This window comes from Halosimplex rubrum (assembly GCF_013415885.1).
Classification (GTDB): domain Archaea; phylum Halobacteriota; class Halobacteria; order Halobacteriales; family Haloarculaceae; genus Halosimplex; species Halosimplex rubrum.
Window position 1 is genome coordinate 2,647,747 of sequence record NZ_CP058910.1, and the last position, 26,408, is coordinate 2,674,154.

Annotated in this window: 26 protein-coding genes; 15 read left to right on the forward strand and 11 right to left on the reverse strand. The window is 69.1% G+C overall.

The window, feature by feature from the left end; translation table 11 throughout:
- Positions 1 to 65: 65 nt before the first annotated feature.
- The 3 genes from HZS55_RS13210 to HZS55_RS13220 are packed head-to-tail and all read right to left on the reverse strand — an operon-like array spanning position 66 to position 2,706.
- Positions 66 to 968: an HFX_2341 family transcriptional regulator gene (locus HZS55_RS13210; RefSeq protein WP_179908128.1), complete on the reverse strand. Its 903-nt coding sequence runs from the start codon at positions 966 to 968 to the stop codon at positions 66 to 68.
- Positions 969 to 1,025: 57 nt separating this feature from the next.
- Entirely contained in the window at positions 1,026 to 2,492 is a 1,467-nt protein-coding gene (locus HZS55_RS13215; RefSeq protein ID WP_179908129.1) for a sodium:solute symporter family protein, read from the reverse strand.
- Positions 2,485 to 2,706 (reverse strand): DUF3311 domain-containing protein, encoded by a 222-nt coding sequence (locus HZS55_RS13220; RefSeq protein WP_179908130.1) that lies wholly within the window; start codon positions 2,704 to 2,706, stop codon positions 2,485 to 2,487. The genes HZS55_RS13215 and HZS55_RS13220 overlap by 8 nt, the downstream gene beginning before the upstream one ends.
- Before the next feature lie 243 nt (positions 2,707 to 2,949).
- On the opposite strand from HZS55_RS13220, the gene dnaG reads away from it, so the two are divergent.
- Positions 2,950 to 4,437, forward strand: a complete 1,488-nt coding sequence (dnaG, locus tag HZS55_RS13225) for a DNA primase DnaG (RefSeq protein ID WP_179908131.1) — start codon at positions 2,950 to 2,952, stop codon at positions 4,435 to 4,437.
- Positions 4,438 to 4,449: 12 nt separating this feature from the next.
- On the opposite strand, the gene HZS55_RS13230 is transcribed toward dnaG, so the two are convergent.
- Both HZS55_RS13230 and HZS55_RS13235 read right to left on the reverse strand, forming a co-directional pair.
- Positions 4,450 to 4,923: a GNAT family N-acetyltransferase gene (locus HZS55_RS13230; RefSeq protein ID WP_179908132.1), complete on the reverse strand. Its 474-nt coding sequence runs from the start codon at positions 4,921 to 4,923 to the stop codon at positions 4,450 to 4,452.
- Complete coding sequence (locus HZS55_RS13235; RefSeq protein WP_179908133.1) at positions 4,920 to 6,269, reverse strand: DUF92 domain-containing protein; 1,350 nt, start codon at positions 6,267 to 6,269, stop codon at positions 4,920 to 4,922. The genes HZS55_RS13230 and HZS55_RS13235 overlap by 4 nt, the downstream gene beginning before the upstream one ends.
- 176 nt (positions 6,270 to 6,445) lie before the next feature.
- Between HZS55_RS13235 and HZS55_RS13240 the strand changes: the two genes are divergently transcribed.
- Positions 6,446 to 7,054, forward strand: a complete 609-nt coding sequence (locus HZS55_RS13240) for an undecaprenyl diphosphate synthase family protein (protein WP_179908134.1) — start codon at positions 6,446 to 6,448, stop codon at positions 7,052 to 7,054.
- Positions 7,055 to 7,085: 31 nt separating this feature from the next.
- Here the strand turns inward: HZS55_RS13240 and HZS55_RS13245 are convergent, their stop codons facing one another.
- The 3 genes from HZS55_RS13245 to HZS55_RS13255 all read right to left on the reverse strand — a co-directional run bounded on the left by HZS55_RS13245 (position 7,086) and on the right by HZS55_RS13255 (position 10,091).
- Positions 7,086 to 8,264 carry an inorganic phosphate transporter gene (locus HZS55_RS13245; protein ID WP_179908135.1) on the reverse strand — a complete coding sequence of 393 codons (1,179 nt, stop codon included), beginning with the start codon at positions 8,262 to 8,264 and terminating at the stop codon, positions 7,086 to 7,088.
- Positions 8,264 to 9,067 (reverse strand): hypothetical protein, encoded by an 804-nt coding sequence (locus HZS55_RS13250; protein WP_179908136.1) that lies wholly within the window; start codon positions 9,065 to 9,067, stop codon positions 8,264 to 8,266. Before HZS55_RS13250 ends, HZS55_RS13245 begins: the two co-directional genes overlap by 1 nt.
- Before the next feature lie 148 nt (positions 9,068 to 9,215).
- Positions 9,216 to 10,091: a homoserine kinase gene (locus HZS55_RS13255; protein WP_179908137.1), complete on the reverse strand. Its 876-nt coding sequence runs from the start codon at positions 10,089 to 10,091 to the stop codon at positions 9,216 to 9,218.
- A 160-nt stretch (positions 10,092 to 10,251) separates the two neighbouring features.
- Between HZS55_RS13255 and HZS55_RS13260 the strand changes: the two genes are divergently transcribed.
- Together HZS55_RS13260 and HZS55_RS13265 are read left to right on the forward strand one after the other, a co-directional pair.
- A complete protein-coding gene (locus HZS55_RS13260) occupies positions 10,252 to 12,504 on the forward strand; it encodes a sensor histidine kinase (RefSeq protein ID WP_179908138.1) in 2,253 nt (750 codons plus the stop codon).
- 139 nt (positions 12,505 to 12,643) lie between these two features.
- On the forward strand, positions 12,644 to 14,017 hold the full coding sequence (locus HZS55_RS13265) for an NAD(P)/FAD-dependent oxidoreductase (protein ID WP_179908139.1): 1,374 nt from the start codon (positions 12,644 to 12,646) through the stop codon (positions 14,015 to 14,017).
- 27 nt (positions 14,018 to 14,044) lie between these two features.
- On the opposite strand, the gene HZS55_RS13270 is transcribed toward HZS55_RS13265, so the two are convergent.
- Positions 14,045 to 14,638 carry a DUF6149 family protein gene (locus HZS55_RS13270; protein ID WP_179908140.1) on the reverse strand — a complete coding sequence of 198 codons (594 nt, stop codon included), beginning with the start codon at positions 14,636 to 14,638 and terminating at the stop codon, positions 14,045 to 14,047.
- 225 nt (positions 14,639 to 14,863) lie between these two features.
- On the opposite strand from HZS55_RS13270, the gene HZS55_RS13275 reads away from it, so the two are divergent.
- The 7 genes from HZS55_RS13275 (at position 14,864) to HZS55_RS13305 (ending at position 22,759) form a co-directional block, all read left to right on the forward strand.
- Complete coding sequence (locus tag HZS55_RS13275) at positions 14,864 to 16,144, forward strand: NAD(P)/FAD-dependent oxidoreductase (protein WP_179908141.1); 1,281 nt, start codon at positions 14,864 to 14,866, stop codon at positions 16,142 to 16,144.
- A 153-nt stretch (positions 16,145 to 16,297) separates the two neighbouring features.
- Positions 16,298 to 17,122 (forward strand): hypothetical protein, encoded by an 825-nt coding sequence (locus HZS55_RS13280; RefSeq protein WP_179908142.1) that lies wholly within the window; start codon positions 16,298 to 16,300, stop codon positions 17,120 to 17,122.
- A 38-nt stretch (positions 17,123 to 17,160) separates the two neighbouring features.
- Positions 17,161 to 17,577, forward strand: coding sequence for a DUF7124 domain-containing protein (locus HZS55_RS13285; RefSeq protein ID WP_179908143.1), 417 nt, complete (start codon positions 17,161 to 17,163; stop codon positions 17,575 to 17,577).
- A gap of 66 nt (positions 17,578 to 17,643) precedes the next feature.
- The gene (locus HZS55_RS13290) at positions 17,644 to 18,177 is read left to right on the forward strand and encodes a DUF5815 family protein (RefSeq protein ID WP_179908144.1); all 534 of its coding nucleotides are present in this window, start codon (positions 17,644 to 17,646) and stop codon (positions 18,175 to 18,177) included.
- 240 nt (positions 18,178 to 18,417) lie between these two features.
- Complete coding sequence (locus tag HZS55_RS13295) at positions 18,418 to 18,648, forward strand: hypothetical protein (RefSeq protein ID WP_179908145.1); 231 nt, start codon at positions 18,418 to 18,420, stop codon at positions 18,646 to 18,648.
- 267 nt (positions 18,649 to 18,915) lie between these two features.
- Positions 18,916 to 22,203 (forward strand): carbamoyl-phosphate synthase large subunit, encoded by a 3,288-nt coding sequence (gene carB / locus HZS55_RS13300; protein WP_179908146.1) that lies wholly within the window; start codon positions 18,916 to 18,918, stop codon positions 22,201 to 22,203.
- Positions 22,204 to 22,612: 409 nt separating this feature from the next.
- Complete coding sequence (locus HZS55_RS13305; protein ID WP_179908147.1) at positions 22,613 to 22,759, forward strand: hypothetical protein; 147 nt, start codon at positions 22,613 to 22,615, stop codon at positions 22,757 to 22,759.
- A gap of 24 nt (positions 22,760 to 22,783) precedes the next feature.
- Here the strand turns inward: HZS55_RS13305 and HZS55_RS13310 are convergent, their stop codons facing one another.
- On the reverse strand, positions 22,784 to 23,110 hold the full coding sequence (locus tag HZS55_RS13310) for a DMT family transporter (protein WP_179908148.1): 327 nt from the start codon (positions 23,108 to 23,110) through the stop codon (positions 22,784 to 22,786).
- A 141-nt stretch (positions 23,111 to 23,251) separates the two neighbouring features.
- Here HZS55_RS13310 and HZS55_RS13315 point away from each other — a divergent pair, with 141 nt between their 5' ends.
- The 4 genes from HZS55_RS13315 (at position 23,252) to HZS55_RS13330 (ending at position 25,287) form a co-directional block, all read left to right on the forward strand.
- Complete coding sequence (locus HZS55_RS13315; protein WP_179908149.1) at positions 23,252 to 23,656, forward strand: CBS domain-containing protein; 405 nt, start codon at positions 23,252 to 23,254, stop codon at positions 23,654 to 23,656.
- Positions 23,657 to 23,883: 227 nt separating this feature from the next.
- Entirely contained in the window at positions 23,884 to 24,198 is a 315-nt protein-coding gene (locus tag HZS55_RS13320; RefSeq protein WP_179908150.1) for a HalOD1 output domain-containing protein, read from the forward strand.
- Positions 24,199 to 24,266: 68 nt separating this feature from the next.
- Complete coding sequence (locus HZS55_RS13325) at positions 24,267 to 24,431, forward strand: hypothetical protein (protein WP_179908151.1); 165 nt, start codon at positions 24,267 to 24,269, stop codon at positions 24,429 to 24,431.
- A 157-nt stretch (positions 24,432 to 24,588) separates the two neighbouring features.
- Complete coding sequence (locus HZS55_RS13330) at positions 24,589 to 25,287, forward strand: PH domain-containing protein (protein WP_246308254.1); 699 nt, start codon at positions 24,589 to 24,591, stop codon at positions 25,285 to 25,287.
- A gap of 30 nt (positions 25,288 to 25,317) precedes the next feature.
- Here the strand turns inward: HZS55_RS13330 and carA are convergent, their stop codons facing one another.
- Entirely contained in the window at positions 25,318 to 26,385 is a 1,068-nt protein-coding gene (carA, locus tag HZS55_RS13335) for a glutamine-hydrolyzing carbamoyl-phosphate synthase small subunit (protein ID WP_179908152.1), read from the reverse strand.
- Between the last annotated feature and the right edge of the window lie 23 nt (positions 26,386 to 26,408).

Consider the following 26,408-nt stretch of genomic DNA (forward strand, 5'->3'; position numbering starts at 1 on the left):
GCGCCAGCGGCCTTTACCCTTGTCGCGCCGGCCGATCTCGCTTGGATCGTACTGACGGGGCCCGGTCAGTCGTCCGAGTGCGCGCGGACCCACAGCTCGCCGATGCGCGACAGCCGCGTCCGATACGACTTCCCCTGTTCCTCCTGTTCGATGTAGCCCTTGCCGCCGGGGCCGAGCCGGTCGACGTTGTAGATGACCTTCGAGCGGAAGCTGTCGGTGTACTCCTCGCCGAGTTCGCGGGCCAGTTCTTGAGCCAGCTCGGAGACGGACTCGAACTCGCCGTGCTCGCCGAGCGTGAAGAGGATGAGTTCCTCGAAGGGCTTGACGTTCGAAAAGGACGCGACGGGGAGTTCGAGGATGTGCTGGCCGTCGAACTCCTTGGCGCCGATGGTGGTCCCGCGCTCGTCGAACTCCGAGAGCAGTTCCTCGGCGGCGGCCAGCCGCTCGTCGACGCGCTCGGCGAGATCGGGGTCGTCGACGCTCTCCTCCAGGTCCGAGAGGAGGTCGATGCCGCGGTGGAGTTCCTCGGCGAGTTCCGTTTCGAGGTACTTCTCGGGGACGGTGTAGTAGGTGTGGATGCGCTGGCGGTCCTCCTCGCGCTCGACCATGATGGAGTGGGCGGCGGTGGCGAAGGCGAAGGAGACGGTGCGGGGCATCGCGGAGATGTTGACCCAGACGTTGGCGTCGGCTTCGCGGTCGAGCTCGGCGTTGATGAGTTCGAACGCCTGCTCGAAGGCCTCGTCGTAGTCGTAGACGTCCTCGACGACGAAGCGCTCGGTGGTCGCCCCGAGGAGGTTGCGGTAGTCTTTCTCCAGTTTGGCGGCGAGGTTCCGGGAGTACTCGACGTTGGCCTCGCTGCCGACCGCGCCCTCCAGCAGGACGACGCGGTCCACGTCGAGCCTGTCGCGCACCAGCGGCGCGATGAGCCGGTCGTAGTCGAACCCGACCGGGACGATGTGCGTTTGCATACTCGGAAGGTGGCCCCCGCGGCGTATAAAGTCCGTAGACTCTCCGGGGCGGCCCCGTCAGTCCGCGCCGGTGGCGTAGACGGAGGCGTCCTCGCCGAGGCAGTGACTGGTGACGAGCGAGACGCTGACGGTCAGCACCAACCCGATTACCATCCCGGCCACCGAGAACGACCAGCCGCCGAGGACGGTCCCGGGAACGACGTCGGTGAAGACGCTCAACAGGTACAGCAGTTGGCTCCCGCCGATGCCGACGTACATGCCCCACCGCGTCGTATCCGCCCAGTACAGCGCCACGCCGACCGGCAGCGCCAGCTGCGCGAACCCGCCGAATGCGGTGTCGCCGATCTGCAGCAGCGACGCCGGCTGGAACAGGCTGGCGACGAACGCGAGGGTGGCGAAGACGGCGACGCCGACGCGGCCGAGGAAGGCCTCGCGCTCCTCGGTGGCCTCCGCGACGAGCGGGCGGTAGATGTCGCGGGTGAAATACGAGGAGCCCGACAGCAGCATCGAGTCGCTGGAGGACATCATCGCGGCCATCGCGCCCGCGATCACGAGCGCCGCGAACCACGCGGGGGTGTACTCGGCGAGGAGGAGGGGGAGGACGTTCTCGTTGGCGCCGACCTGGACGCCCAGGCCTCGCGCCCACGACCCCATCATGAACGCGGGGACGAACAGCAGGACGACGAGGACGGGCCACAGCGGGAGCGTGCGCTTGATGACGGCCTTCGACTCGGCGACGAAGAACCGTTGATTGACCTGCGGGAACATCGTGACGCCGAAGGCGATGGAGATGGCCGTCGAGAGGACGTACTCGGGCGTGTAGGTGCCGCCGCCGAGCGCGAGGAAGTTCCCGTCGACGTCGCCGAGCGTGGCGGTCGCCGCGCCGACGCCGCCGACGGCGCTGGCGACCCAGGCGAACGCGGCCCAGACGATCACGAGCATGAACGCGCCCTGGAGGGTGTCCGTCCAGGCGACGCCGCGCATCCCCGACAGGGCGACGTAGCCGATCATGAACAGCGTGATCCCGCCCGCGCCGGCCCAGTAGGGGACCGCGCCGCCGGTCAGCGCCTCGATGGCCGTGCCGGCGCCCTGCTGCTGGAGCATCACGTAGGGGAACAGCCAGAAGATGCTCACGCCGGCGACGAGCAGGCGCAGGCGGAGCGACCCGAAGCGGTCGCCGAGCATCTCCCCGAGCGTGAGATAGCCGTTCGCCTTCCCGACGAGCCACTGCTTGTAGCCCAGGACGTACCAGAGGATCCCGAAGATGACGCCGTCCATCAGCCCCATGACGAGGATCCACTCCGGGCCGGCGCCGTAGCTGATGTTCGGGCCGGCGAAGAAGGTAAAGGCCGACAGCAGCGTCGCGAACGTCGTGAAGAGGAGGACGACGGTCCCCAGGGTCCGGGAGGCGAGGTAGTAGTCCTCGGCGGTCCGCTCGGTCAGGCGGTAGGCGACGACGCCGATGGCCAGCGCGACGAGCATGTACCCGACGATGATCCCGACCTGCAGGGCGGTGTCAGCCATCGCGGCTCACCCCTTCGACGCCGAGACCCCACGCCCGCCGGGTGAACACCCAGAAGACGACGGCGACCAGGCAGAGCCAGCCGACGTGATAGACTACCCACACCGGTAGCCCCGCGACGACGCCGTCGGCGCCCCAGAGGAACCACGGGACCGACAGCGCCGCCAGCGCGACCGCAATCGCCGCCCAGCCGACCAGCCGCGTGGACTCGTTCATACGCGACCGTTCGGCTACACGCTCCTTAACCTTTCGTCGATCGCCTACGGAGGGACACATCGAAGAGGATTTCTCTTCGATACGTGCGGGAGACAGCTGCGTCGGTTCGGGTCCCGGAGACATCCGAGGCATCGGCAGATATTACAGTCGTCGAGTGACAAGTTACGGCTTGTTCCATGAGGTCGTTCATGGACGGCGATTCACCGTCACCCACAGCACGCCCCGAACCGGGGCAGTTCACCAATGTACGATTCAGCCAAGTATCTGATCCACGCGGACATCAGGACCAGCGGGGTGGTCGAGCGGAGTGACGTGGTCGGTGCGGTCTTCGGGCAGACCGAAGGCCTCCTCGGCGACGAGCTCGACCTGCGGGACCTCCAGGAGTCGGGAAAGCTCGGCCGCATCGACGTGGAGGTCGACTCCAAGCGCGGGAGTTCCTTCGGCGAGGTCACCATCGCAAGCGGGCTCGACCGCGTCGAGACGGCGATCCTCGCGGCCGCCCTGGAGAGCATCGAGCGCGTCGGCCCGTCGACGGCCGACGTCGAGATTCGCGACATCGAGGACGTGCGCTCGGCCAAGCGCCGGCGCGTCGTCGAGCGCGCCAAGGAGCTGCTCGCGGAGTTCGACGCGACCGCCATGTCCAGCGAGGACCTCGTCGACGAGGTCCGCCGGAGCGCCCGCGTCGAGGACATCACCGAGTTCGCCGGCCTGCCCGCCGGCCCCCGCGTCGCCGACAGCGACGCGATCATCGTCGTCGAGGGCCGCGCCGACGTGCTCCAGTTGCTCAAGTACGGCATCAAGAACGCCATCGCAGTCGAGGGGACGGACGTGCCCGACGCCGTCGCCGAGCTGACCGAGGATCGGACCGTCACCGCGTTCCTCGACGGCGACCGCGGCGGGGACCTCATCCTGAAGGAGCTGTCGCAAGTGGGCGACGTGGACCACGTCGCGCTCGCGCCCACCGGCCAGTCCGTCGAGGACCTCTCGCGGAGCGCCGTCATGGACGCACTGCGCGACAAGGTGCCCTTCGAGACGGTTTCGGCCGCCGACGCCGAGGCCAGCGACGCCCACGGCCTCGCCGCGACCGACGGGAGCGCCCAGCCCTCCCCGCCCGACGACTCGGCGACGACCGACCCCGAGACGCCCGTCGAACCCGGCCGGTCGACCGAACCGGTCGACTCCGACGGCGGGGCCGCGGTCGCGGAGTCGTCACCCCGAGCGACCGCGGACCCGGTCGCCGAGTCGTCACCCCGAGCGACCGCGGACCCGGTCGCCGAGGTCGAAGCCGACGAAGCCCCGTCCGGGGCGGAAGCGAGCGCCGACGAGGCGACCGACCCGGCGGCCCCGACCGGTTCCGAACCGGACGAGCGAGAGTCGGACGAATTGGAGGGGGGCGAGTCCGACCCGGAGACCGAGGAGACGGGGGACCGTCCGGCCGAACCGGAGACGCTCGGCAGTCACGTCGAGGCGGTCGTGGGCGCGTCGACCGGGACCGTCCGACTCCTCGACGGGGAGTACGACACGCTCGCCGAGGGGCCGGCCGACGAGACGTTCGACCTCCTGGAGACCGCGGAGACGGTCCCGGAGACGGTCGTCCTCGACGGCGAACTGTCACAGCGTGTCCTCGACGTGGCCGCCCAGCGGGGCGTCGCCCTCGTCGTCGCCCGCGAGGAGGGCGAGTACGTCAAACAACCCGTCTCGCCGCGCGTGCTCACGGCCGACGAGGTCTGAGCGTCCCCCTTCTCACTCGCCCAGCTCGCGCACGAGCAGGAACCCGTCCCCGCGCTCGTAGCGGTCCGGGAGCCGCTCGCGGCGCTCGAAGCCGCGCTCGCGGTAGAACGCCCGGGCCGCCTCGTCGACCTCGCGGACGGTCACGCGGAGCTTCCCGACGCCCGACTCGCGGAGCCGCGCGACGAGCGCGTCCAGCAGCGCCGACCCGTGGCCCTCACCCTGGCGGTCGGGCGCGACCGCGAGTTCGGCGAGGTAGCCCGCGTCGTCGTCGCCGTCGGTGACCGCGAGCGCGTAGCCGACGGGGGACGGTCCAGCGCCGGCCCCGGCGTCGGGACTCGCGGGCGTCGCGACCAGCAGTAGCGGTGGCCCGTCGGCGGCGACGGTCAGCAGTTCCTCCCAGGGTTCGGCGAGGACGGCGGCCTGGATCGCCCGAAGCGCCGCCAGGTCGGCGGACCGACCCTCGCGGACGCGAGTCCCGTCGGTCATAGGACGGCGATCGGGACCGCGACGGCGGCGACGCCGGCGGCGGCGATCCCGGCGGCCAGCGTCGCGAAGAAGTTGACGCCCTCGTTCTCCAGGAAGACGCCTTCGACGGTCGCGCCCAGCAGGCTGTCGACGGTCATGCCGACGACGCCGCCGAAGACGACGATGCCGGCGCCCAGCGCGTCCACGCGGCCGAACGCGCCGAGCGCGATGGCGGCGATGAGACAGGCGCCGGCGAGGCCGGCCACCTCGCCCTGCCAGGTGACGGCGCCGTCGGTCCCCGGTTCGACGCGCTCGAAGGAGGTGATCAGCCGCGGGTTATCGAAGACGCCGCCGATCTCGCTGGAGAGGGTGTCGCTCATCGCGGCGGCGATCGAGCCCGCGAACGCGAACAGGAAGAGATCCGCGGGGATGCCGGTCAGCGTCGGGCTCGCCGACCACCCGAGGACGGCCAGCAGGCCCACGAGCGAGTTGGCGAGGACGTTCCCGCTGCCGCGGGCGCCCTCGTTCTCCTCGGCGATGCCGCGGCGTTCCTTCTCCTCGTAGCGGAACTTCGTCGAGAGGCCGCCGACGCCGAAGAAGGTGACCAGCAGGACGAACCACCCGAAGTCGCCGAGGACGATCGTCTGCAGGCAGAGGAAGACGCCGGTGATCATCCCCGGGAGCGACGCCGTCTCCAGCGCGTAGGCGAGGTAGCCGAACAGGAACGCCAGTGCCAGCGCGATCGCGACGCCCGTGGGGTCGATCGACAGCGGCAGGTCGGCGAACAGCCACAGCAGCAGGCCGATCGAGACCATCACGAGCGGGTCGTCGCGCTCGAACAGCACGGCGCGCAACAGCGCGCCGAGCAGGGCGCCGCTGGCGGCGAGGAACGCGACGAGCGGCCACTCGACCGTGGTCCCGACCAGGCGGGCGGCGGCGTACTGGCCGACGCTGCCGGCGAGGAAGCCCGCGAGGACGAACCCGGCGGTCGCGACGAACGGCTCGTCGCGGACCGTCCGGACGAGGTGGCCGCCGAAGTTGCCCCACGCGAGCAGGAAGACGGTCCCGACGAACACCGTCGGGGGGAGAGCGAACCGCACGGCCAGGAGCGCCAGCGCCGCGGCGGCCAGCGCGAAGCCGGCGAGTCCGTACAGCCGGCCGTCGCGGCGGTCGCCCGGCCGGGCGAACAGTTCGAACACCGCCCCCTCGTCGACGACGTACAGCGCCAGCGCGGCGACGAGGAGGAAGGGCCCGGGCGCGGCGACGGTCGCGAGCGCCCGACTCGTTCGGCTGGCGATCGGCGGGACGGCGAGCGCCAGCGTCCCGACGAGGGCGAACGCGCCCGCACGCCGGACTGTCGTTGTCACGCTATGTCCGGTATCCCCGGTGAGCTACTTACCGTTTCCGAACCACTTCGCCCCCTGGCGACGGCGTGACACGTTCGCCCTCGTCGGCCCGGCGCCGGTCCGCGGTTGCCGGTCGACTCGCGGCCGCCACGGCTGCCGAGCGTGAGATTTAGGGCGCCTCCGGGAAAAGCGGGGGCGTGGGACTGTACGACCGCTATCTCGCCCGCCGCCTGCGCTCCAGCGACGCCGACCTCCCCGAGACGGTCGCGGTCATCGTCACCGAGCGGGACCTGCTCGAAGCCGGCGCCTACGAGACGCTGGAGACCTGCTTCGAGTGGGCCTTCGAGTTCGGCGCCGAGCGCGTCGTCGTCTACGTCAGCGTCCTCGACACCGAGGTCGTCGACACCATCCGCCGGGAGCTCGCCGACGTGGACGCCCCCCGCGAGCTCGCCGTCCGCGGCCCGGAAGACGACGAACAGGCCGACGCGCCGATCCAAATCGGGATCGGCCTGGGGGGCAAACACGAGTTCGCCGCCGCCGTCCGGAGCCTCGCCGAAGCGGTCGACGCCGGCGAGCTGGCCCCCGAGGATATCGACGAGGCCGAGATCGAGGGGGAGCTCGTCTTCCCGGTCCAACCGGATCTGGTCGTCAAGACCGGCGCCGAGCGGCTCTCCGATTTCATGATCTGGCAGTCCGTCTACTCCGAGCTGTACTTCACCGACGTGAACTGGCGGGACTTCCGCCGGCGGGACTACCTGCGCGCGCTCCGGGACTATCAGAACCGACAGCGGCGGTTCGGCCGGTAGACCGCTCGCGTGGTCGACCGAGAACCGCCGCTCAGAACCCGAACACCGGGACGAACCGGAAGGTGAGGTACGCGCCGGCGGTGGCGATGGCCGGCACGACGTTCTGCATCAGGACGACGCGAGCGGTCGTCGCGGGGTTGAACAGGTCACCGGGTTCCGGGATGTCTTCGGAGTCCTCCTCGCCGATGGGCGGCAACTCGTCGCCGGGCTCGTCCGCGGCCAGCGCGTCGACGCTGACCGGCGGGGCGTCGTCGGCGGAGACGGCCTCGGGGACGGTCATCGGCCGGGTCGCCCGGCCCCACCCCAGGCCGACGATGCTCATCGTCGCGATGATGACGAAGCTCGCGGGGATCCCCAGCGCCGAGAGGAAGACGACCAGGGTGGAACTGACCGCGGCGACGACGATAGCGGCCGTCAGCGGCAGCTCGGTGATCTCGCTACCCATCGTCTCCAGGGTCCGTCGAGCGATCGTGAACGCGCCGATGGCGACGCCGATACCGCCCAGGATGATCGCCGGGTTCATCGCCAGTTCGTCGCTGCCGACCAGCGGGGCGACGGCGTTGGCGATGTTCGACGTGCCGGAGCTAAAGGCCATCAGACAGCCGATAGCGACGACCGTGACCACGCCAGCCAGTTCCCGGCGGTTGGTCGTCTGGTGGACGCTCACGTCCGGAATCGCCCCCGATCGGTCCACGTCGAACAGCGGGCCGGTGCTGCGCTCCATCGCGACCAGCCGGTTGAGCCGCGCGTAGAAGTACCGGCCGATGACGAGCGAGACCCAGAAGCCGATGATCGGCGAGACGACCCACCAGGTGACGATCTCTCCCATGACGGCGAGGTCTAGCGCCCCGCCCGCGAGCCCGAGCCCCGCGATCGCGCCGACCGCGGTCATCGAGGTCGAGGCCGGCACCCCGAAGAGGTTGCCCATCAGCAGCGCGACGCCGATGAAAAACAGGACGACGATCGACGTCTCCAGCGTGAACACGCCGGCGTCGGTGACCAGCTCCGACCCGAGCTTCGTCACGACGTTCCGGCCGATGGTCCAGGCGCCGACGAAGAAGAACACGCCCATCAGCGCCGCGGCGGTCGTCTTCGAGATCGCGTCCGCGCCGACGGCCGGACCGAACGCCGGCCCCGTCGTCGACCCGCCGATGTTGTACGCGACGAACATCGAGACGAGGACGCCGACGACGAGCAGGAGTTCGACCATTATCGCTCCCCGTCGTCGGTCGACCGCTCCGACTCCGCGTCGGATCCCTCGCCGTCGCCCTCGGCCGCCTCGAGTTGCTCCTCCAGGGTCTCTTCGACCGTCTCCTCGACGGTGTCGCTGACCGTCTTCTCGACGGTTTCCTCGACGGTCTCTTCGACGGTCTCGCCGACTTTCTCTTCGACCGTTTCCTCGACGGTCTCTTCGACGGTCTCCTCGACCGTTTCACCGACCGTTTCCTCGACGGTCTCTTCGACGGTCTCTTCGACGGTCTCGCCGACTTTCTCCTCGACCGTTTCACCAACTTTGGCCTCCACGGTTTCTTCGACGGTGTCGCCGACGGTTTCTTCGACGGTGTCGCCGACGGTTTCTTCGACGGTGTCGCCGACAGTCTCCTCGACGGTTTCTTCGACGGTCTCGCCGACTTTGGCCTCGACGGTCTCGTCGACAGTCTCCTCGACGGTGTCGCTGACCGTCTCCTCGACGGTTTTCTCGACGGTTTCGTCGACGGCGCTGCCGACGGTCTCGTCGACAGTCTCCTCGACGGTTTCTTCGACGGTCTCGCCGACTTTGGCCTCGACGGTCTCGTCGACGGTCTCCTCGACCGTCTCCTTGACCGCGGTGGTCATCCAGTCGGGGTCGAAGCGGGCCATCTTCCAGACCACGTGGATGAGATACGACAGTAGGACACCGAATCCGAACGCGATACCGATGTCGTTGTCGACGACGACGATGAGCCCCACCGACAGCGCGATCAACAGCCCGTAGGACAGATCGACGATCGAGTCGACGCGGCTCGGATTCATGGTTTACCGGCCGCGTCGCGGGGCCGCGGTGATGGGAGAGCGATACGCTGTCGGCGAGATGGGAAAGAAGACACGCGTATCAGTACAGAGTGACTCTCGGGTCAAGTAGTTTGGCAAAGGCGCGCGGTTTCGACGGTCGCGCGGTCGCTCAGTGGAAGGTTGCGCCCTCGCCGATCTCCGTCTGGTAGACGCGGGCCTCGACGCCCCGCTCGTCGAAGGCGTCGACCATGGCGGAGGCGATGACTCGGCGGTCGGTCTCGTAGCAGGCGGCGATGACGCTCGGTCCGGCGCCGCTGATGGTGACGCCGGTGGCGCCGGCGTCGAAGGCGGCCTGCCGCACCTCCGCGTACCCGTCGATGAGCTCGGCGCGGGCGGGGGTGACGACCGAGTCCTCCATGCCGCGACCGACGAGTTCGGGGTCCGAGCGGTGCATGCCCGTCGTCAGGGTCGCGGCGTTGCCGACCGTCTCGACCATGTCGGCGACGCGGGCGCCGTCGGGGACGACCTCGCGGGCGTCGCGCGTCGAGACGACGATGTCCGGGAGACAGGTCACGAGCGAGATGTCGGCGTCGACCTTCGCGATGCCGTCGGGGGTGGCGATCGTGAACCCGCCGAGGATCGCGGGGGCGACGTTGTCGTCGTGGGCGTCGCCGGAGACGACGGCCTCGCCTTCCGCGGCGATGGGCACGAGTTCCTTCCGCGTGAGCCCGCGGTCGTAGAGCTCGTTGAGCGCGACCGCGGCGGCCGCGGCGGAGGCGGCCGAGGAGCCCAGGCCCGAGGCGGGACGGACGCCCTTGTCGATCTCGATGTGCGCGGGGGCGTCGAGCGCCTCCGCGACGGCGCCGACGGTGTTGTCCGCCGGGTCCTCGGGGATGAACTGGCTCCCGGCCCCGGTCACGTCGATGGTGGTCTCGGAGGCCTGCCGGACCCGGACCACGTCGGCCGGTCTGTCCAGGGCCACACCGAACACGTCGAAGCCACTCCCCAGGTTCGCGCTCGTCGCCGGCGCCCGCACCGTCACCATATCGTGCGATTTCCTCGACTGCGGGCAAAAAGGTAGCGGAGTGCGGGGGCCGACGCGCGTGGCTCGGTCCGCGGGGCCCGGTCCGGCGTTGTCCCGAACGATAATGCGACCCAACGTATAATACGGACAAGTTGAAACTACGGGTTCGTGAACGCGTCAGATGGCTAGTGAGGCGTTCGTTGCGGTGGTCGCCGCGACGGCTGTCGGGGGTGTCGTCGAGCTCGCGCTCGCGGCGGTGGCCTACCGGCGCCGAGAGCAGCCGGGCGCGCGGGCGTTCGGCTGGCTGTCGCTCGCGGCCGGCGGCTGGGCGCTCCTGCAGGGCGTGGTCCTGCTGGCGCCGTCGGCGGAGGCCGCGAGGGGCGCGCACCTCCTCGCCGGCGCGGTCGCCTCGCAGATCCCGATGCTGTGGGTGGTGTTCGCCGTCGTCTACGCCGGCCAACGCGAGTGGCTGACGACGGGCCGGCTGGTCGCGCTGTGGACGCCGCTGACGGCGTACTCGCTCGTCCGGCTGACCGCTCCGGTCCACGGGGTCGCGCTCGCTCCGGTCCGGATCGTCACCGAGAACGGGGTCACCGCGCCCGCATCGGCCGAGTCGCTCCCGTTCGCGGCGTACTCGCTGGTCGCCTACGCTCTGGTACTCGCCGGCTACCTCTTCCTCGTCGCCTTCCTGCTGGACTCGCGGAACGTCTACCGGGCCGAGGCGGGCGCGCTCGTCCTCGGGGGGCTGTTCCCGACCGCGGGGACCGTCGTGGTCTCCGTCGCGGGGGGTGTCCACCCCGGGATCTCGGTCGCACCGGCGATGTTCGCCGTCCACGGGGTCGTCGCGGGACTCGTCCTCTTCCGATACGACTTCCAGGGGGTCGCGCCCGTCGCGACGGACCTGCTCGCCGAGGAGCTCGACGACCCGGTGGTGATCCTCGACGACGACGACGTGGTGATAGACCACAACCCGGCCGCCGAGCGCCTCGTCGACGACGGCGACCTCTCGGGGCGCCGCGCCGACGCGGTCGCCGACGGGTTCGCAGAGCGGCTGGCCGACGGTGCGCAGGTCACCGTCGACGCGCCGGGCTACGACCGGGCGGTGTCGTCGTTCTCGCTCGGGGTGACCGCCGTCGAGGACCAGTACGGGGTCGCGAAGGGCCGCCTCGTCCACCTGCGGGACGTGTCCGACCAGCAGCGCCGACTCGACCAGCTGACGGCGATGCAGGCGGCCACCCAGCGGTTCATCGGCGCACGGACCGCGGCCGAGGTCGCCGACATCGCGGTCCGGTTCGCCAGCGATGTCCACGACCAGGCCTACGCGGCGCTGTTCCGGTACGACGGGGCGACGGACGCGCTCGTCTCGGAGGCGGTCACCGACCGGCTGGCGGCGGAACTCAGCGTCGAGCCGGACGAGTCGATCCGGGTCGCGCGGGAGTCGGGGCCGCTCTGGACGGCCTTCGAGAGCGGCGAACTCGCGGCCGTCGAGGGGGAGCGCGACCTCGTGATCGGGCCCTACGCGTTCGGCTCGGCGTCGGCGCTGTTCCTCCCGCTGGGCGACCACGGCGTCCTCGTCATCGGGACCGACGAGGGCGAGGGGTACACCGAGACCGACGAACAGCTGGGACAGATCCTCGCGCGGACCACCGAGACGGCGCTGACACGCGTCGAGTACGAGGAGGAACTGCGTGCCAGCCGGGTCACCGTCGAGCGACGCAACAAGCAGATCGAGTTCTTCAACGGCGTCCTCCGGCACAACATCCGCAACGCCATGCTGGTCATCGACGGCCAAGCCCAGCACCTGCAGTCCCGGGTGGCCGACGAGGACGCCGGGAAACTGGGGACGATCCGGACGTGGTGTTCGGATCTGACGGACATGACCGAGAAGATCCGCGCGGTCAACGACACCGTGACCGCCAGCGAGGACGAGCGCCTCGAACGGGTCGACCTCTCGCGGGTCCTCCACGAGGAGGTCCGCGCGCTCTCCGAGCGCTACGACGTGGCCGTCGAGTTCGACGCGGCCGACGACCTGACCGTCGCCGCCAACGACCTCGTGGCCGACGTAGTGGAGGGGGTCCTCTCGAACGCGGTCGAACACAACGACAGCCCCCAGCCGCGGGTCCGAGTCGCGACCGAGCCGATGGGCGAGTGGGTACAGGTCCGGATCGCCGACGACGGCCCGGGGCTCTCCGAGGAGATGCAGACGCAGGTCTTCCAGCGCGAGATGGCGACCAGCCAGACCGCCCACGGGTTCGGCCTCTACTTCGTCTCGGTGATGATGGACCTGTACAACGGCAACGTCTGGTTCGAGGACGGCGGGGGCCTGGCCCCCTCGATCGACTCGGACGAGTCCCGCGAGGAGTCCCGCGGGACCGTCGTCGTGCTGGAGTTCCAGCTCGCGGAGGAGGCGCCCGAGCTGTCGTCGGACGCGTGACTGGCCGCCCCCACCGCTCGCCCCCACCGTCTGCCCCTACCGTCTGCCCTCACCGTCCGCCGGGGAGCGACGGCGTCCGGTCCGTCCGGTGGGGGCGACCGAGCGAAAGGGCTTTTCCGATCACGGCGGAACGGGACGTATGATCGGAGTCGTCGGCGGCGGCGTCGCCGGCCTCGCGGCCGCGTATCGCCTCCAGCAACGCGGTCGCGAGGTCCAGGTGTTCGAGGCGAGCGACGACGTGGGCGGGCTGGCCGCCGTCTACGAGACCGCGGGCGACCCCATCGAGAAGTTCTACCACCACCTCTCGGCGTCCGAGGGGACCATCGTCGAGCTGATCGAGGAGCTGGGCCTCGGCGGGGACCTGGAGTGGCGCTACAAGACCGATTCGTACTACGTCGACGGGGTCGTCCACCCCATGGAGAAGGCCTGGGAGATCCTCGCCTACCCCCACCTCTCCATCTACGACAAGTTCCGCCTCGCGATGCTCGTCAAGGAGATCGACGTGCGCGGCGGGATCCCCAGGTTCGACACCTACGACGACATCACCGACTTCGAGGACGTGCCCATCAAGGAGTTCCTGCTCGACCACACCACCCGTCACGTCTACGAGTCCTTTTGGGAGCCGCTGCTGGACGCCAAGTTCGGCTCGCGCAAGGAGGACGTGTCGGCGGCGTGGCTGCTCGGTCGCGTGAAGTTCCGCGGGGAGCGGGACGTGATCCGCGGCGAGCAACTGGGGTATCTGGAGGGCGGGTTCGGCGTCCTGCTCGACGAACTCTACGAGGCCGTCGGCACGGAGAACGTCACGACCGGCGCGCGCGTGACCGGGATCGGGACGGGCACCGGCGCGGCGGCTGACGGCGGTTCTGCGGTGGCCGACGCCGCGGCGGCCGGCGGCGGCGGCCCGTCGGTCGAGTCGATCACCGTCGAGCGCGACGAGGAGACCGAGACGCACGACGTGGACGCCGTCGTCGTCGCGGCGATGCCGAACGTCCTCGAAGACCTGACGGGCTACCCCTGCGAGATCGACTTCCAGGGCACGGTCTGCTCGGTCTGGAGCACGGACCAGTCGCTGTCGGACACCTACTGGCTGAACATCAAGGACGAGGCGCCCTTTGGCGTGTTCATCGAGCACACGAACTTCGTGCCGCCGGAACGGTACGGCGGCGAACACCTCTACTACACGGCCAGTTACATCCAGAGTCCCGAGGAGGACCTCTGGGAGATGTCCGACGCGGAGGTCGAGGAGTACTGGGCCGACGGGATCGAGGACATGTTCCCGGGCTTCGACCCCGCCAGCGTCAACTGGGTGCAGACGGCGCGCAACCCCCGGACGGCGCCCATCTACGAGCGGGGCTATCTCGACATGGTCGTCCCCTACGACCTGAGCGAGGAGGTAGCGGAAGGGATCTACTACGCGGGGATGGCCTCGAAGGCGCAGTACCCCGAGCGCTCGCTCGACGGCGGTATCGAGGCGGGCTACGCCTGCGCGGACCTGATCACGGGCGACCGGTAGGACGGGACGACGGGACCGCTCGGGTCGTCACGCCTCGGTGTCTTCGGCGTCGACGCCGGGCGCCTCCTCGACGGACACGTCCTCGGGTTCCTCCCCGCCGCCGACCACCAACTCGCCGTCGGCGGTCTCGACGTACACGTCGTCGGCGAACCCGCCCTCGGCGTAGGGGTGTTCGGGGTCGTCGAGTTTCTCGGGCGTCGAGGGGGCCTCCGCGACGCCATCGGCGGGAGCGAACGCACCGAGGGGGTCGTCGATGGCGATGTCGTAGCGCTCGAAGAAGTCGCTGTAGCGGTCGTAGTGGTCGTCGAGCTCGTCGCTCGGGAACTCCATCATCTCGGTCCAGCCGTGGTTGTAGAAGTCGAAGTTGGCCTGGACGTGGGTGATCTCGCGGGCCTCGGCCTCGGTGTAGCCGTCCTCGAGCGCGGCGACGTAGGTGTCCATCGTCGCGTCGAAGAAGTCGTCGAGGTGGGCGCGGCGTTCCTCCCGGCGGTCGGGCTCGGCCTTCTCGGCGAAGATGTCCGTGTGCATCCCGACCAGCCGGTCGTTGACCTTCTCCCCGACGACCGGGAGCGTCAGCGCCTGCTTGGCGGCGAAGTGACGGACGTTCTGGCGGATCTTCATCGTTGTACGGGGGTTCGGACGCGACCGTATTCAACGTCTCGGGTGCGCACCGACCGACGGCGCGCCCGAACGCCGACCGGATCGGCGATCCGCTACCGGTTTCGGTTCCCGCGAACGTTCGACACGACGGAACGATCAACTATTTCGTTCGAGGGAATGTGTTTGCCAATCATCCGCATAGAGAGATAGCAATCCGTATTAACCACGCTTGCGAACACCCTGGCCATGAGCGCATCCCACGTCATCATCGGTGATGGCATCGCGGGGAGTTCGGCAGCGGAGACGATTCGCGAGGAGGACCCCGACGCCGATATCACCGTCATCACCGACGAGGGCGAGGCACTGTACAACCGGATCCTGATCAAGGAGTTCGCCAAGGGCAAACTGCCCGAGGCGCCCATCTCGATCCACGAGCCCGAGTGGTACGACGAGCGGGACATCGACCTCCAGCTCAACACCCACGTCACGACGATCGACACGGAGGCCAACGAGATCCACACCCACGAGGGAACCGTCTACGAGTACGACAAGCTGCTCGTGGCGACGGGTGGGACGCCGGCCAGCCTCGCCTCGTTCGGCATCGACAACGCCGACGCCGACGGGATCGACCACTTCTGGACGTTTCAGGACGCCCGCTCGATCAAGGAGAACGTCGAGGCGGCCGACCGGGGCATCATCGTCGGTGCCGGCCTGCTGGGCATCGACCTGGCGGCCATCTGCGGCGCCCAGGACCTCGAGGCCAACTACCTGATGCGCGGCGAGTGCTGGTGGCGCTACGCGCTGAACGAGGAGGGCGCGGAGATCCTCCACGACGCCATGCGCGAGCGCGGCGTCACTCCCGTCTTCGATTCGGGCGTCTCCGAGTTCGAGACCGACGACGACGGGCGGGTCGAGGCGGCCGTCGACCCCAACGGCGAGCGCTTCGAGGGCGACTGGGCCGGCGTCGCCATCGGCCTGAGCTTCAACACCGAGTTCCTCCAGGACACGTCCGTCGAGACCAACGACGACGGCGTCGTCACTGACGAGTACATGCGCACGAACGTCGACGACGTGTACGCCGCGGGCGACCTGACCTGGTTCTACGACACCATCCTCGGCGAGATGGGCCAGAACGGCTCGTGGGGCTCGGCGAAGGAACAGGGTTCGATCGCCGGCCAGAACATGGTCGAGGACCTCGAGGCCGGCGGCGAGACCGACGACCCCGAGGAGTTCCGCTGGGTCTCCTCGTACTCGATCACCCACTTCGACTTCCCGTTCCTCTCCTTTGGCCACCCGACCATCGGCGACGACGACGCCGCCCGCAAGTACAGCGACACCGAGTGGCGCCGCCTCGCGTTCAACGACGGCAAGATCGTCGGCGGCGTCCTCATCGGTGACCTGTCCCAGCAGTCCAAGTTCAAGCGGCTCATGCGCGAGGAGCGCGAGGTCGCCCAGCACAAGGACCTCCTGCTCGAAGAGGACGTGGACATGGACAAGCTCGAAGAAGCCACTCCCAAGCCCGAGTAACGCCGTCCGGCGCCCCTGACCGGCGCCCCTGACCGGCGATCGTCGCGAGCGCTCCGCGGATCCGCTTCTTTCGACTCAGCTCGGCCAGACCCGCCGACTATCTCGCTGGCTGACATGGAATAGTTTAAGTAAGAGAGCCTACCACTCCGCCCCATGACAGTATCGGTGGGTGACACGCTGGAGGACGCGGTCGAGCGGCTGGTGACGGTACCGGGGCTGTTCGTGCTGGCCCTGTTCCTGGCGTTCAGGCTGACGAATCCGACGGTGTACCGGACGTTCTTCGCCCGGGGGGCGGAGTTCGCGCTGCGGGAGGCGGGCGGCTACACGCTTCGGGACGTGGAGATGGAACTGATCGAGCGGGGGTACGCGGACCTGCTGCCGCTGCTGGACCTCGTCAGGCAAAACGGGATGGACGTGTCCTTCCCGGTCGCGGTGGCGATGCTGGCGGCGCTGCCGTTCGTCGCGGAGCTGTTGCACGTCGTCGGCGTGCGTGCGCTCGCGGCGCGGGACCCCAACAGCGTCCCCGTCTCGGAGATCACGTCGGGGCTGGTCGGGGCGTACGTGAAGTCGCTGGTCGCGAACGCCATCGCGCTGGTGCTGATCGTCCTCGGGACGCTGCTGTTCCTCGTCCCGGGCATCGCGCTGACGGTGCTGTTTTTCTTCGTCCGCCAGCGGATCGTCCTGGCGGGCGACGGGATCTTCGAGGCGATCTCTGAGAGCTACGCGCTGGTCGTGGAGAACGCCGTCCCGATGGTCGTCCTCGGCGTCGTCTTCTGGCTGACGTGGGCGGTCGTGACCTTCGTCGTCGGGACGGTCCCGCTCGGCGACCTGAGCGGGGCGGCCGGTCGGGTCGCCGGGACGGTCGTGGTCGTGTTCGGGATCTCGATGCTGACGAGCGCGTACCTGCAGGCGGTCGGCGGCGTCGGCGGCGACACCGCGTCGACGCCGGCGGGCCAGAGCGACGCGCTCGGGGCCTGATCGAAGCCGTTTTCCCCGGGCCAGTACCCCTATCGAGTATGGACAGCGGCGGCAGCAGCGACATGACCCTCGCCTTCGACCTGGACGCGCTGAAGGCCCTGGCGTACCCCGACCGGGTGTTCCAGGACGCGCGCAAGTGGAGCGAGTACGTCGGCGTCGTCTCCGAGCAGCCGACCTACGTGGTGACGAACTTCACGCGCAAACACCGCATCCGCCAGGACTTCTTCTCCGGACCGCGCAGTCGGGCGGAGAGCCTCGAAAACGTCGCCCAGCAGTTCGGGACCGAACGACACGTCTTCGTCGGGGCCGACGACGAGGACGCCGAGCTGGCCGAGGAGGTCGGCTGGGAGTACCTGGCCGTCACCGACGCGGCGGCGGCCGCCGAGTGGGAACTGGGCGAGCCCGAGACGCCCGCGGAAGACGCCGGCGACGACGAGCGCGACGACTGGCCCTGACCGTTTCGCGGCGCTCGCTCGCCCGGTACCGCGCCTTTTAACCGGCTGACGGCGGTAGAACGGGTAATGGCAGAACCGCGCGTCCCCGGGAGCCAGGGGGCAGACGTCGAGTTGCCCTGCGGGGAGACCGTCGCCGTCCACGACCTCGACATGGGTCTGCGGGAGTACGACTGCGCCTGCGGCGACGCGCACGCGGTCGTGATGGACGTGCATCCGCTCGGCCGCTTCGTCCCCGAGTTCCTCGTGGAAGTGCTGACCGAGAGCATCGAGACCGCCGACGAGTTCCCCGAGTTCACGACCGCTCACGTCATGGGTATCGTGATGGAGGAGTTCCCCGAGGCCGTGGTCAGCGAGGACCTCTCCGAACAGGGCGAGGTCGGCTACTCATTGCTGTGGCTGACGGACTTCGACGCCCGTCGGCTCCACGAGGTCGTCGTCGAACTCGTCGTCGAGTTGATGGACCACGCCGTCAGCCACGCCGACGACGAGGCGGCCACCGCGCAGTTCGAGGAGTGGCTCCACGAGTTCGACGTGAGCGAGTTCGTCGACCAGTACCGCGACGAACGCGAGTTCGAGACCGAACACGACTCCGCGGTCTGAGCGCGCCCCGCGTCGGCCGCGGGGTCGCCGTCGTCCGGATCCCGACCATCCGCCGAGCGAACGGCCGTCCGACGATATCGAACACCGTCGGGGATGTTTCCGTTTGGTTGTACGTAGTAGCGGGGTGCGTATGACAGTCGACGACGTATCCGGCGGGTCGCCGTCCTGCGATTACCGGAGATCGGCCGTCTGACGGCTGTCTGACGCCGTTTAATGGTGGTGGAGGGTATACCGTTGTGTATGCGCGTACGGCAGCGCGACTTCGAACGCATCCGCTCGGTGCTGGAGGAGGCCGACGCGGAGGAGCCGCTGACGGCCAGGGAGATCCTGGACCTCCTCGACGACCACGGCGAGGAGTTCGACAGCGCCCACCGCGTGGCGACCGTCCTCGGGCGTCACGCCCAGTCCGGGGAGGTCGAGGTCATCCGCGACCAGCCTTACCGCTACGAGTTCACCGACCGTAGCAACTGAGGCCGTACCGTCTGGGGCGGCGGCTGCGCCGCCGCCAGCCGCCGCCGTATCGCCGTCCATTTACGTCCCCTCGTCGTGACTCCGATAGACGCCCGGCCGTCGTCGATGCGGCGGCGTCCGGCCGGTTCGGCCCGTCCGTTCCGGCGCGTTCGCCGCGATCCGCCGGCGAAGCGCGACGCGGACGGACGGATACGATTTTCGAAACTGCGTTTCGATTTCCGCATTCTTTCGCCGGGTTTATTACGACGAACGGACTCCCCCCGAGTAATGACACAGGACGAGGACCGTACCATTCTGCTGATCGGGAGCGGGCCGATCAAGATCGGACAGGCGGCCGAGTTCGACTACTCGGGCGCGCAGGCGTGTCGCGCGCTCCAGGAGGAGGGCGCCCGCGTCGTGCTCGTCAACTCGAACCCGGCGACGATCATGACCGACCCGGAGATGGCCGACGCCGTCTACATCGAGCCCATCAACACGGAGGCCATCTCGGAGATCATCCGGAAGGAGAACCCCGACGGAGTCATCGCCGGCCTGGGGGGACAGACGGGCCTGAACGTCACCGCCGAACTCGCCGAGGAGGGCGTCCTCGAGGAGCACGACGTCGAGGTCATGGGCACGCCGCTGGACACCATCTACGCCACCGAGGACCGCGACCAGTTCCGCCAGCGCATGGAGTCCATCGACGAGCCGGTCCCCGAGTCGATCACCATCGAGGCCATGGACGAGGTCGAAGAGGCCGTCGAGGCCGTCGGCGGCCTCCCGGTCATCATGCGCACGACCTACACCCTCGGCGGGGCCGGGTCGGGCGTCATCGACGACATGGACGAACTCAAGAAAGCCGTCCACAAGGGCCTGCGCCTCTCGCGCGACGACCGCGTGATGATCACCGAGTCCATCGACGGCTGGATCGAGCTGGAGTACGAGGTGATGCGCGACGCCGACGACTCGTGTATCATCATCTGCAACATGGAGAACCTCGACCCGATGGGCATCCACACGGGCGAGTCCACGGTCGTCACGCCCAGCCAGGTCATCCCCGACGAGGGCCACCAGGTCATGCGCGACACTGCCCTCGACGTCATCCGCGAACTCGGCATTCAAGGCGGGTGTAACATCCAGTTCGCGTGGCGCGACGACGGCACGCCCGGCGGCGAGTACCGCGTCGTCGAGGTGAACCCGCGCGTCTCCCGTTCGTCCGCGCTGGCCTCGAAGGCGACGGGCTACCCCATCGCTCGCGTCACCGCGAAGGTCGCGCTCGGCAAGCGACTCCACGAGATCGAAAACGAGATCACCGGCCAGACCACCGCCGCCTTCGAGCCGGCCATCGACTACGTGGTCACGAAGGTGCCCCGGTGGCCCAAAGACAAGTTCACCGACGTGGAGTTCGAGCTCGGCCCGGCGATGAAATCGACCGGGGAAGCGATGTCGATCGGCCGCACCTTCGAGGAATCCCTCTTGAAAGCGCTGCGCTCCTCGGAGTACGACCCGGCCGTCGACTTCTCGACGGTGTTCAACGACGAGCTGGAGGAGTACTACCTCGAACGCCCCTCGCCGGACCGTCCCTACGCCATCTTCGAGGCGTTCTCGCGGGGATACACCGTCGAGGAGATCAACGAGATCACGGAGATCCGCGAGTGGTACCTCGAACGCTTCCAGCGCATCGCCGACGCGGCCGAGGCGGCCGCCGAGGGCGACTACCAGGCCGCCGCGGACGTGGGCTTCACCGACCAGGAGATCACCGCCCTCGCCGGCGGTGAGTTCAACGACACGCACGTCTCCTGGCTCCCGGTCGTCGAGGGCCCGGACGCCCCCGACGACGACACGGCGATGGCCGACGGCGGAGCCGACACCGAGTCCGCCGAGGCAGCGAGTTCGCCCGGTCCCGACGTGACCGTCGACGAGGTCGAGAGCCACACCACGGACCGCGACTTCAAGCTCGTCGACACCTGCGCCGGCGAGTTCGCGGCGACGACGCCGTACTACTACTCCTCGCGGGACCCCATCTCGGGGCTGGGCCGCAACGAGGTCCAGGTCGACCGCGACGCCGAGAGCGTCGTGGTCGTCGGCGGCGGCCCGATCCGTATCGGGCAGGGCGTCGAGTTCGACTACTGCTCGGTCCACGCGGTCCGCGCGCTGGAGGAACTGGGCATCGACGCCACCGTCGTCAACAACAACCCCGAGACGGTCTCGACGGACTACGACACCTCCGACGGCCTCTTCTTCGAGCCCATCACGGCCGAGGAGGTCGCCGACGTGGTCGAGGAGACCGGCGCCGACGGCGTGATGGTCCAGTTCGGCGGCCAGACCTCCGTCGACATCGGCCACCCGCTCGAAGCGGAGATCGACCGCCGCGGCCTCGACTGCGATATCATGGGCACCGCCGTCGACGCCATGGACCTCGCGGAGGACCGCGACCGCTTCAACCGCCTGATGGACGACCTCGACATCGCCCAGCCCCAGGGCGGCTCCGCGACGAGCGAACAGGAAGCGCTCGACCTCGCCCACGACATCGGCTATCCCGTCCTCGTGCGTCCGTCCTACGTTCTGGGCGGCCGCGCGATGGACATCGTCTACAGCGACGAGGACCTCAAGGAGTACATCGAGGAGGCCGTCCGCGTCAGCCCGGACAAGCCGATCCTCGTGGACGAGTTCCTCGAGGGCGCCGTCGAACTGGACGTCGACGCCGTCTCCGACGGCGAGGACGTGCTCATCGGCGGCATCATGGAGCACGTCGAGTCCGCCGGCGTCCACTCCGGGGACTCCGCCTGCATGATCCCGCCGCGCTCGCTCGGCCGCGACGTGAACCGCAAGGTCCGTCAGGTCACCGAGGACATCGCCCGCGCGCTCGACACGGTCGGGCTGATGAACGTCCAGCTGGCCGTCAAGGACGGCGAGGTGTACGTCCTCGAAGCGAACCCCCGTTCCTCGCGCACCGTGCCCTACGTCTCGAAGGCGACCGGCGTCCCGATCGCCAAGATCGCGGCGAAGGTCATGGCCGGCGAGACACTCGAGAGCCTCGACGTGACCGAGCAGGTGCCCGAGCAGGTCTCCGTGAAGGAGGTCGTCCTGCCGTTCGACCGCCTGCCGGGCTCGGACCCGCGCCTCGGCCCGGAGATGAAATCGACCGGTGAGGTCATGGGCACCGCCGACAGCTTCGGCAAGGCCTACCAGAAGGCACAGATGTCCGTCGGCAAGGCCATCCCGCTCGAAGGCACCGCCGTCGTCGACCTCTCCGAGAGCGAGTTCCCCGGTCGCGAGACCGAGGCCGGCGAGGAACTGATCGACGGCTACGCGGAGCACTTCGACCTCGTCACCTTCGACAGCGAGGACGAGTTCGTCGAGGCCATCGAGAACGGTGAGGTCGACATCATCGTCTCGCGCCAGCGCAAGCCCCTGCAGTCGGCCGTCGAGGAGGAGATCACCTACTTCTCGACGCTCGCCTCGGCCCGCGCGGCGCTGGAGGCCATCGAGGCCGCCGACGAGCCGCTGGACGTCCAGCCCGTCGGCGACCGCGTCAAGCGCGACGAGTACTGGGGCCAGCCCAAAGAGAACTGAGTCGGCGCCCGGACGGCGACGGCGTCGGCCCGGCCGGACGGCGGCCACTTCGCTCCGGCAGCAAGTTTCTTGCGACGTCCGCTTCTCCGTGTTCCCGTGTCCGCCGAAAGCGACCGCTGGGCCGCCGGGAGCGACGCGGAGGGCCGTTCGTAACGAGCGCCGTTCCGTCGGTCGTCTCGACCGGCGTCTTCAACGGCACGGCCCTCGGCGTGGTCCTCTTCGTCGACGCGCTGGCGCTGTTGCACGGCCCGCTCGGCGTCGACGTCGAAGGCCGCACCGTCGGCGCCCTGCTCGTCTTCAACCTCGTGTGGGGGGCGGGGTCGGTGCGCTGCTCGGCTTGCACCTCGCCGCGAGCTTCGGCCTGCTCGGGTGACCGGATACCTTTCAGTTCGGACCACCAACGGATCGCATGGCCTACCGCACCACCCTCGGCTGGTCCCTGATCACCTCGGGCATCGTCACGCTGCTGCTCGGCGTCCTTCCCGGCGGCGACCTGCTGTGGGGGATCCTCCTCCTGCTGGCCGGGACCGCGACGCTGCTGTACCGCCAGACCTGACTCGCTCGTTCCGACGGCCGCGACTCACGACGCGCCGCTTGCGGTGAGGTTCAGGCCGACGATGCCGACCACGATGAGGCCGACGAACGCGACGCGAGCGGCGGAGAGCGGCTCGTCGAAGAGGGCGATCCCCAGCGCCGCGGTGCCGACGGCGCCGATGCCGGTCCAGACGGCGTAGGCGGTGCCGACCGGCAGTTGCTCGACGGCCTTCGCCAGCAGGACGACGCTGATCAGCATCGCGACGCCGGTCGCGGCGGTCGGGACCGGGCGGGTGAGCCCGTCGGAGTACTCCAGCCCGATGGCCCACGCGATCTCGAACAGGCCGGCGACGAAGAGGAGATACCACGCCATGAGACTCCTTTCGGGAGGGGTCGCCTGGGAGTTGCGGTTCGGATCGCTCGACGGACGAACCGTGACGATGCGAAGCGTTTTCGCTTGACCGCTCTGCCGGGACCGCCGGTGTTTATACGCCCGATACGTGTAGTAGTGTCTATGGAAGACATCTTCGTCGCGCGGTTGATGAGTTCGGACTTGGAGACGGTCGGCCCCGACACGCTCGTCGAGGACGCCGCCGAGCAGATGCGGGACAACGGGGTCGGGTCGCTGGTCGTCGTCGACGAGGACAACCGGCTGCTGGGCATCCTCACGACGACGGACTTCGTCGACATCGTCGCCAAGTCCAAGCCGAAGGCCCAGACGACCGTCGAGCGCTACATGACGACCGACGTGGTGACGACGACGGCCCAGACCTCCGTCGTCGACGCGGCCGACCTGATGATCGAACACAGCATCCACCACCTCCCCGTGGTCGACGGCGAGGAGGGCGTCATCGGCATCATCTCGACGACGGACCTGACGGGCTACATCTCCAGCATCCAGACGCCGTCGCCGGCCTGAACGCCGCCTCCTTCTCTCCGGGCATCCCGTCCGCCACTGTCGGCGACCGGACAGCGCGCCGTCGGGCCGCGAGCGGCGCGCCCGGCGGCGGCCGGTCGCGGTGTGCCAGTGGTCTCGAACTCGCAACCCGACCGCGCTATCGGGGTAGCAACCGCACGGCTACCGGCGCGTAGCCGACCGAAAGGTGGCAACTACACTTGTCCCGGGCGCTCCGCATTTCACAGTGTATGGGACAGGAGCCGTTCGACGAGGCTGACGAGACGGGAGAGGAGCTCCCGGGGATCGTGCGAGCACAGATCGAACCGCGGTCGGAGACGGCCGAGAACGAGTTTCTCGAGCTGATCGCACGACTCGAAGGGGTCGACGCGACGGAGTTGCCGTCGCTGTATCGCGAGGTCGACCACAGCGTCGAGAACCTCTTCAAGCGACCGCCGTCGCCCGAGGCGCAGATGGAGGTTGCCTTCTCCTACGCGGGGTACAGGGTCACGATCGACCAGCGGGGACACGTCAGGCTGGTCCGGGTCGGCGACACGGTCCCGTAGCCCGCGAGCGGTCGAACCCGCGCGGCGACCGGTCAACGTATTTCCCGGTCGCCCTCCAACGGGGACACATGGCCCTTCCCAGCTACTCCGAGTACTGGAACGAGATCGAGCCGAGCCTGCTGATCCTGGTCGGATTCGTGCTGTTCGTCTTCCCCGAGCCGGCCACGTCCGTGCTCGGCGCGGGACTCCTGCTGCTCGGCGCGTCGTGGTGGTTCTACGAGTGGGAGCGGTGACCTCCCCGCCGGCTCGGCGCGCCCTCCGCCACCCGATCGAGACGTATTAGGACGTACCCTGTCCACAAGGAATGGTAGGCGTATTCTGATAAGAACTGGGTGACAACGTTCAGGTGATGAGCGCCGAGACGCGCGCGACGCCGCCCGGAGGGAGTCGATGAGCGACGGGACCCCACTCGACAGGGCGATGACACTGGCGGAGATGGCACCCCACGCGTCCGTGACCGTCGGCGTCCTCGCGGGACGCGAGGAGGCGTTCCCCGAGGGACGACTGCACCGTCCCCCCGTCGCGCGCCTCGACGGGACCGAGGCGCCGGCCTACGTCCTGACGAACGAGAAGCGCGGTATCGGCCTGGGGACCAAGCGCAACACGACGAAGCCGGCCGGCGACCGCGGAACCGTTATCGTCGTCACGGACCGTCGCACCCTCTGTCTGGTCGGCGGGGCCGAGGAAGACAGCGTGGTCGAGGTGCCACACGACGCGGTCGTCGCCGCCTCGTACCACACGGGCCTGCTCGCGAATCGATTCGTCCTCCGGACGCCGCGCAAGCAGTACCACTGCTGGGCCAAGCGGTCGACGAACGAATCGCTGCTCGCGGCGGCCGCGGAGTACGTCGAGGAGCGCACGACGGAGGCGCCCGAGGAGATCGAGGCCGACGACGGCGCCAACCAGCTGACCTACCGTGGCCAGCCGATAAGCCGCGAGAACCACCCCGGTGTCCCCGACGAGCCGCCGGCGGAAGACGACGCCCCCGGGGACGGAACGGGTCGGACGGACGGCGCCGAGAGCGACGACGGACGCTCCGACTCGGCGATCCAGTACCGCGGGAAACCGATCGATCGGTCCGGGGAGTGACGCCGCAGACGGATCGGGCGGGCGTCGCCGTCAGTTCGTCGTCGCGACGGACTCCTCGTCGGCCATCGCCAGCACGTCGTCGAAGAAGCTCTTCGAGTCGTTGGGGCCGGGGTTGGCCTCAGGGTGGTACTGGCGGGTGATGATGTCGAGTTCGTCGTTCTCCAGACCCTCGGGGGTGTCGTCGTTGACGTTGATCTGGGTGACTTCGAGGTTGTCGCCGGGGTCGGCGACGGTGTAGCCGTGGTTCTGGGTGGTCATGACCACGCGGTCGGTCCGCAGGTCGCGGACGGGCTGGTTGACGCCGCGGTGGCCGAACTCCATCTTCTCGGTCTCGCCGCCCAGCGCGTTGGCGACGACCTGCTGGCCGAGACAGATGCCCGCGATGGGCTTCTCGCCGACGAAGTCGTCGACGAGTTCGTTGGCCTCCTCGAAGTTCTCCGGGTCGCCCGGGCCGTTCGAGACGAAGAGCACGTCGGGGTCCAGCTCGGCGACCTCCTCCTCGGTGGTGTCGTGGGGCATGAGGTGGACCGTCGCGTCGCGCTCGACGAGCGAGGAGACGATCGAGCCCTTCGCGCCGCAGTCGATGAGCGCCACGTCGGGCCCGTCGCCGTCCTCGTTGTAGACGACGGTCTCGGGCGTGGTGACCTGGTCGCCGATCTCCGTGTGGTCGCTCATGTGCTCGCACTGCTCGAGCTCGTCGAGCGCGTCCTGCTCGGTCACGTCCTCGCCCGCGGCGATGCCGCACTTCATCGCGCCGGAGTCGCGGATCTCCGTCACGAGGTCGCGGGTGTCGAGCTTGTCGACGGCCGGGACGCCCTCCTCCTCGAGCCACTCCACCACGTCCTCGGTCAGGTCGCGGGCGACGACGCCGCGCGGGTGGACCCGGTCGGACTCGAAGCGCTCCTCTCGAACCCCGTAGTTGCCGATCAGCGGATAGGAGAACGTGAGGATCTGCTCCTCGTAGGAGGGGTCGGTGAGACTCTCCTCGTATCCGGTGTAGGCTGTCGTGAAGACCAGTTCCCCGCGAGTCGTGCCCGGAGAGCGCGCGCGCGCCTCGACGACGCGTCCGCCCTCCAGTGCCACGTAGGCGTCCGTCATTACGAGATGCGTATACCACCTCC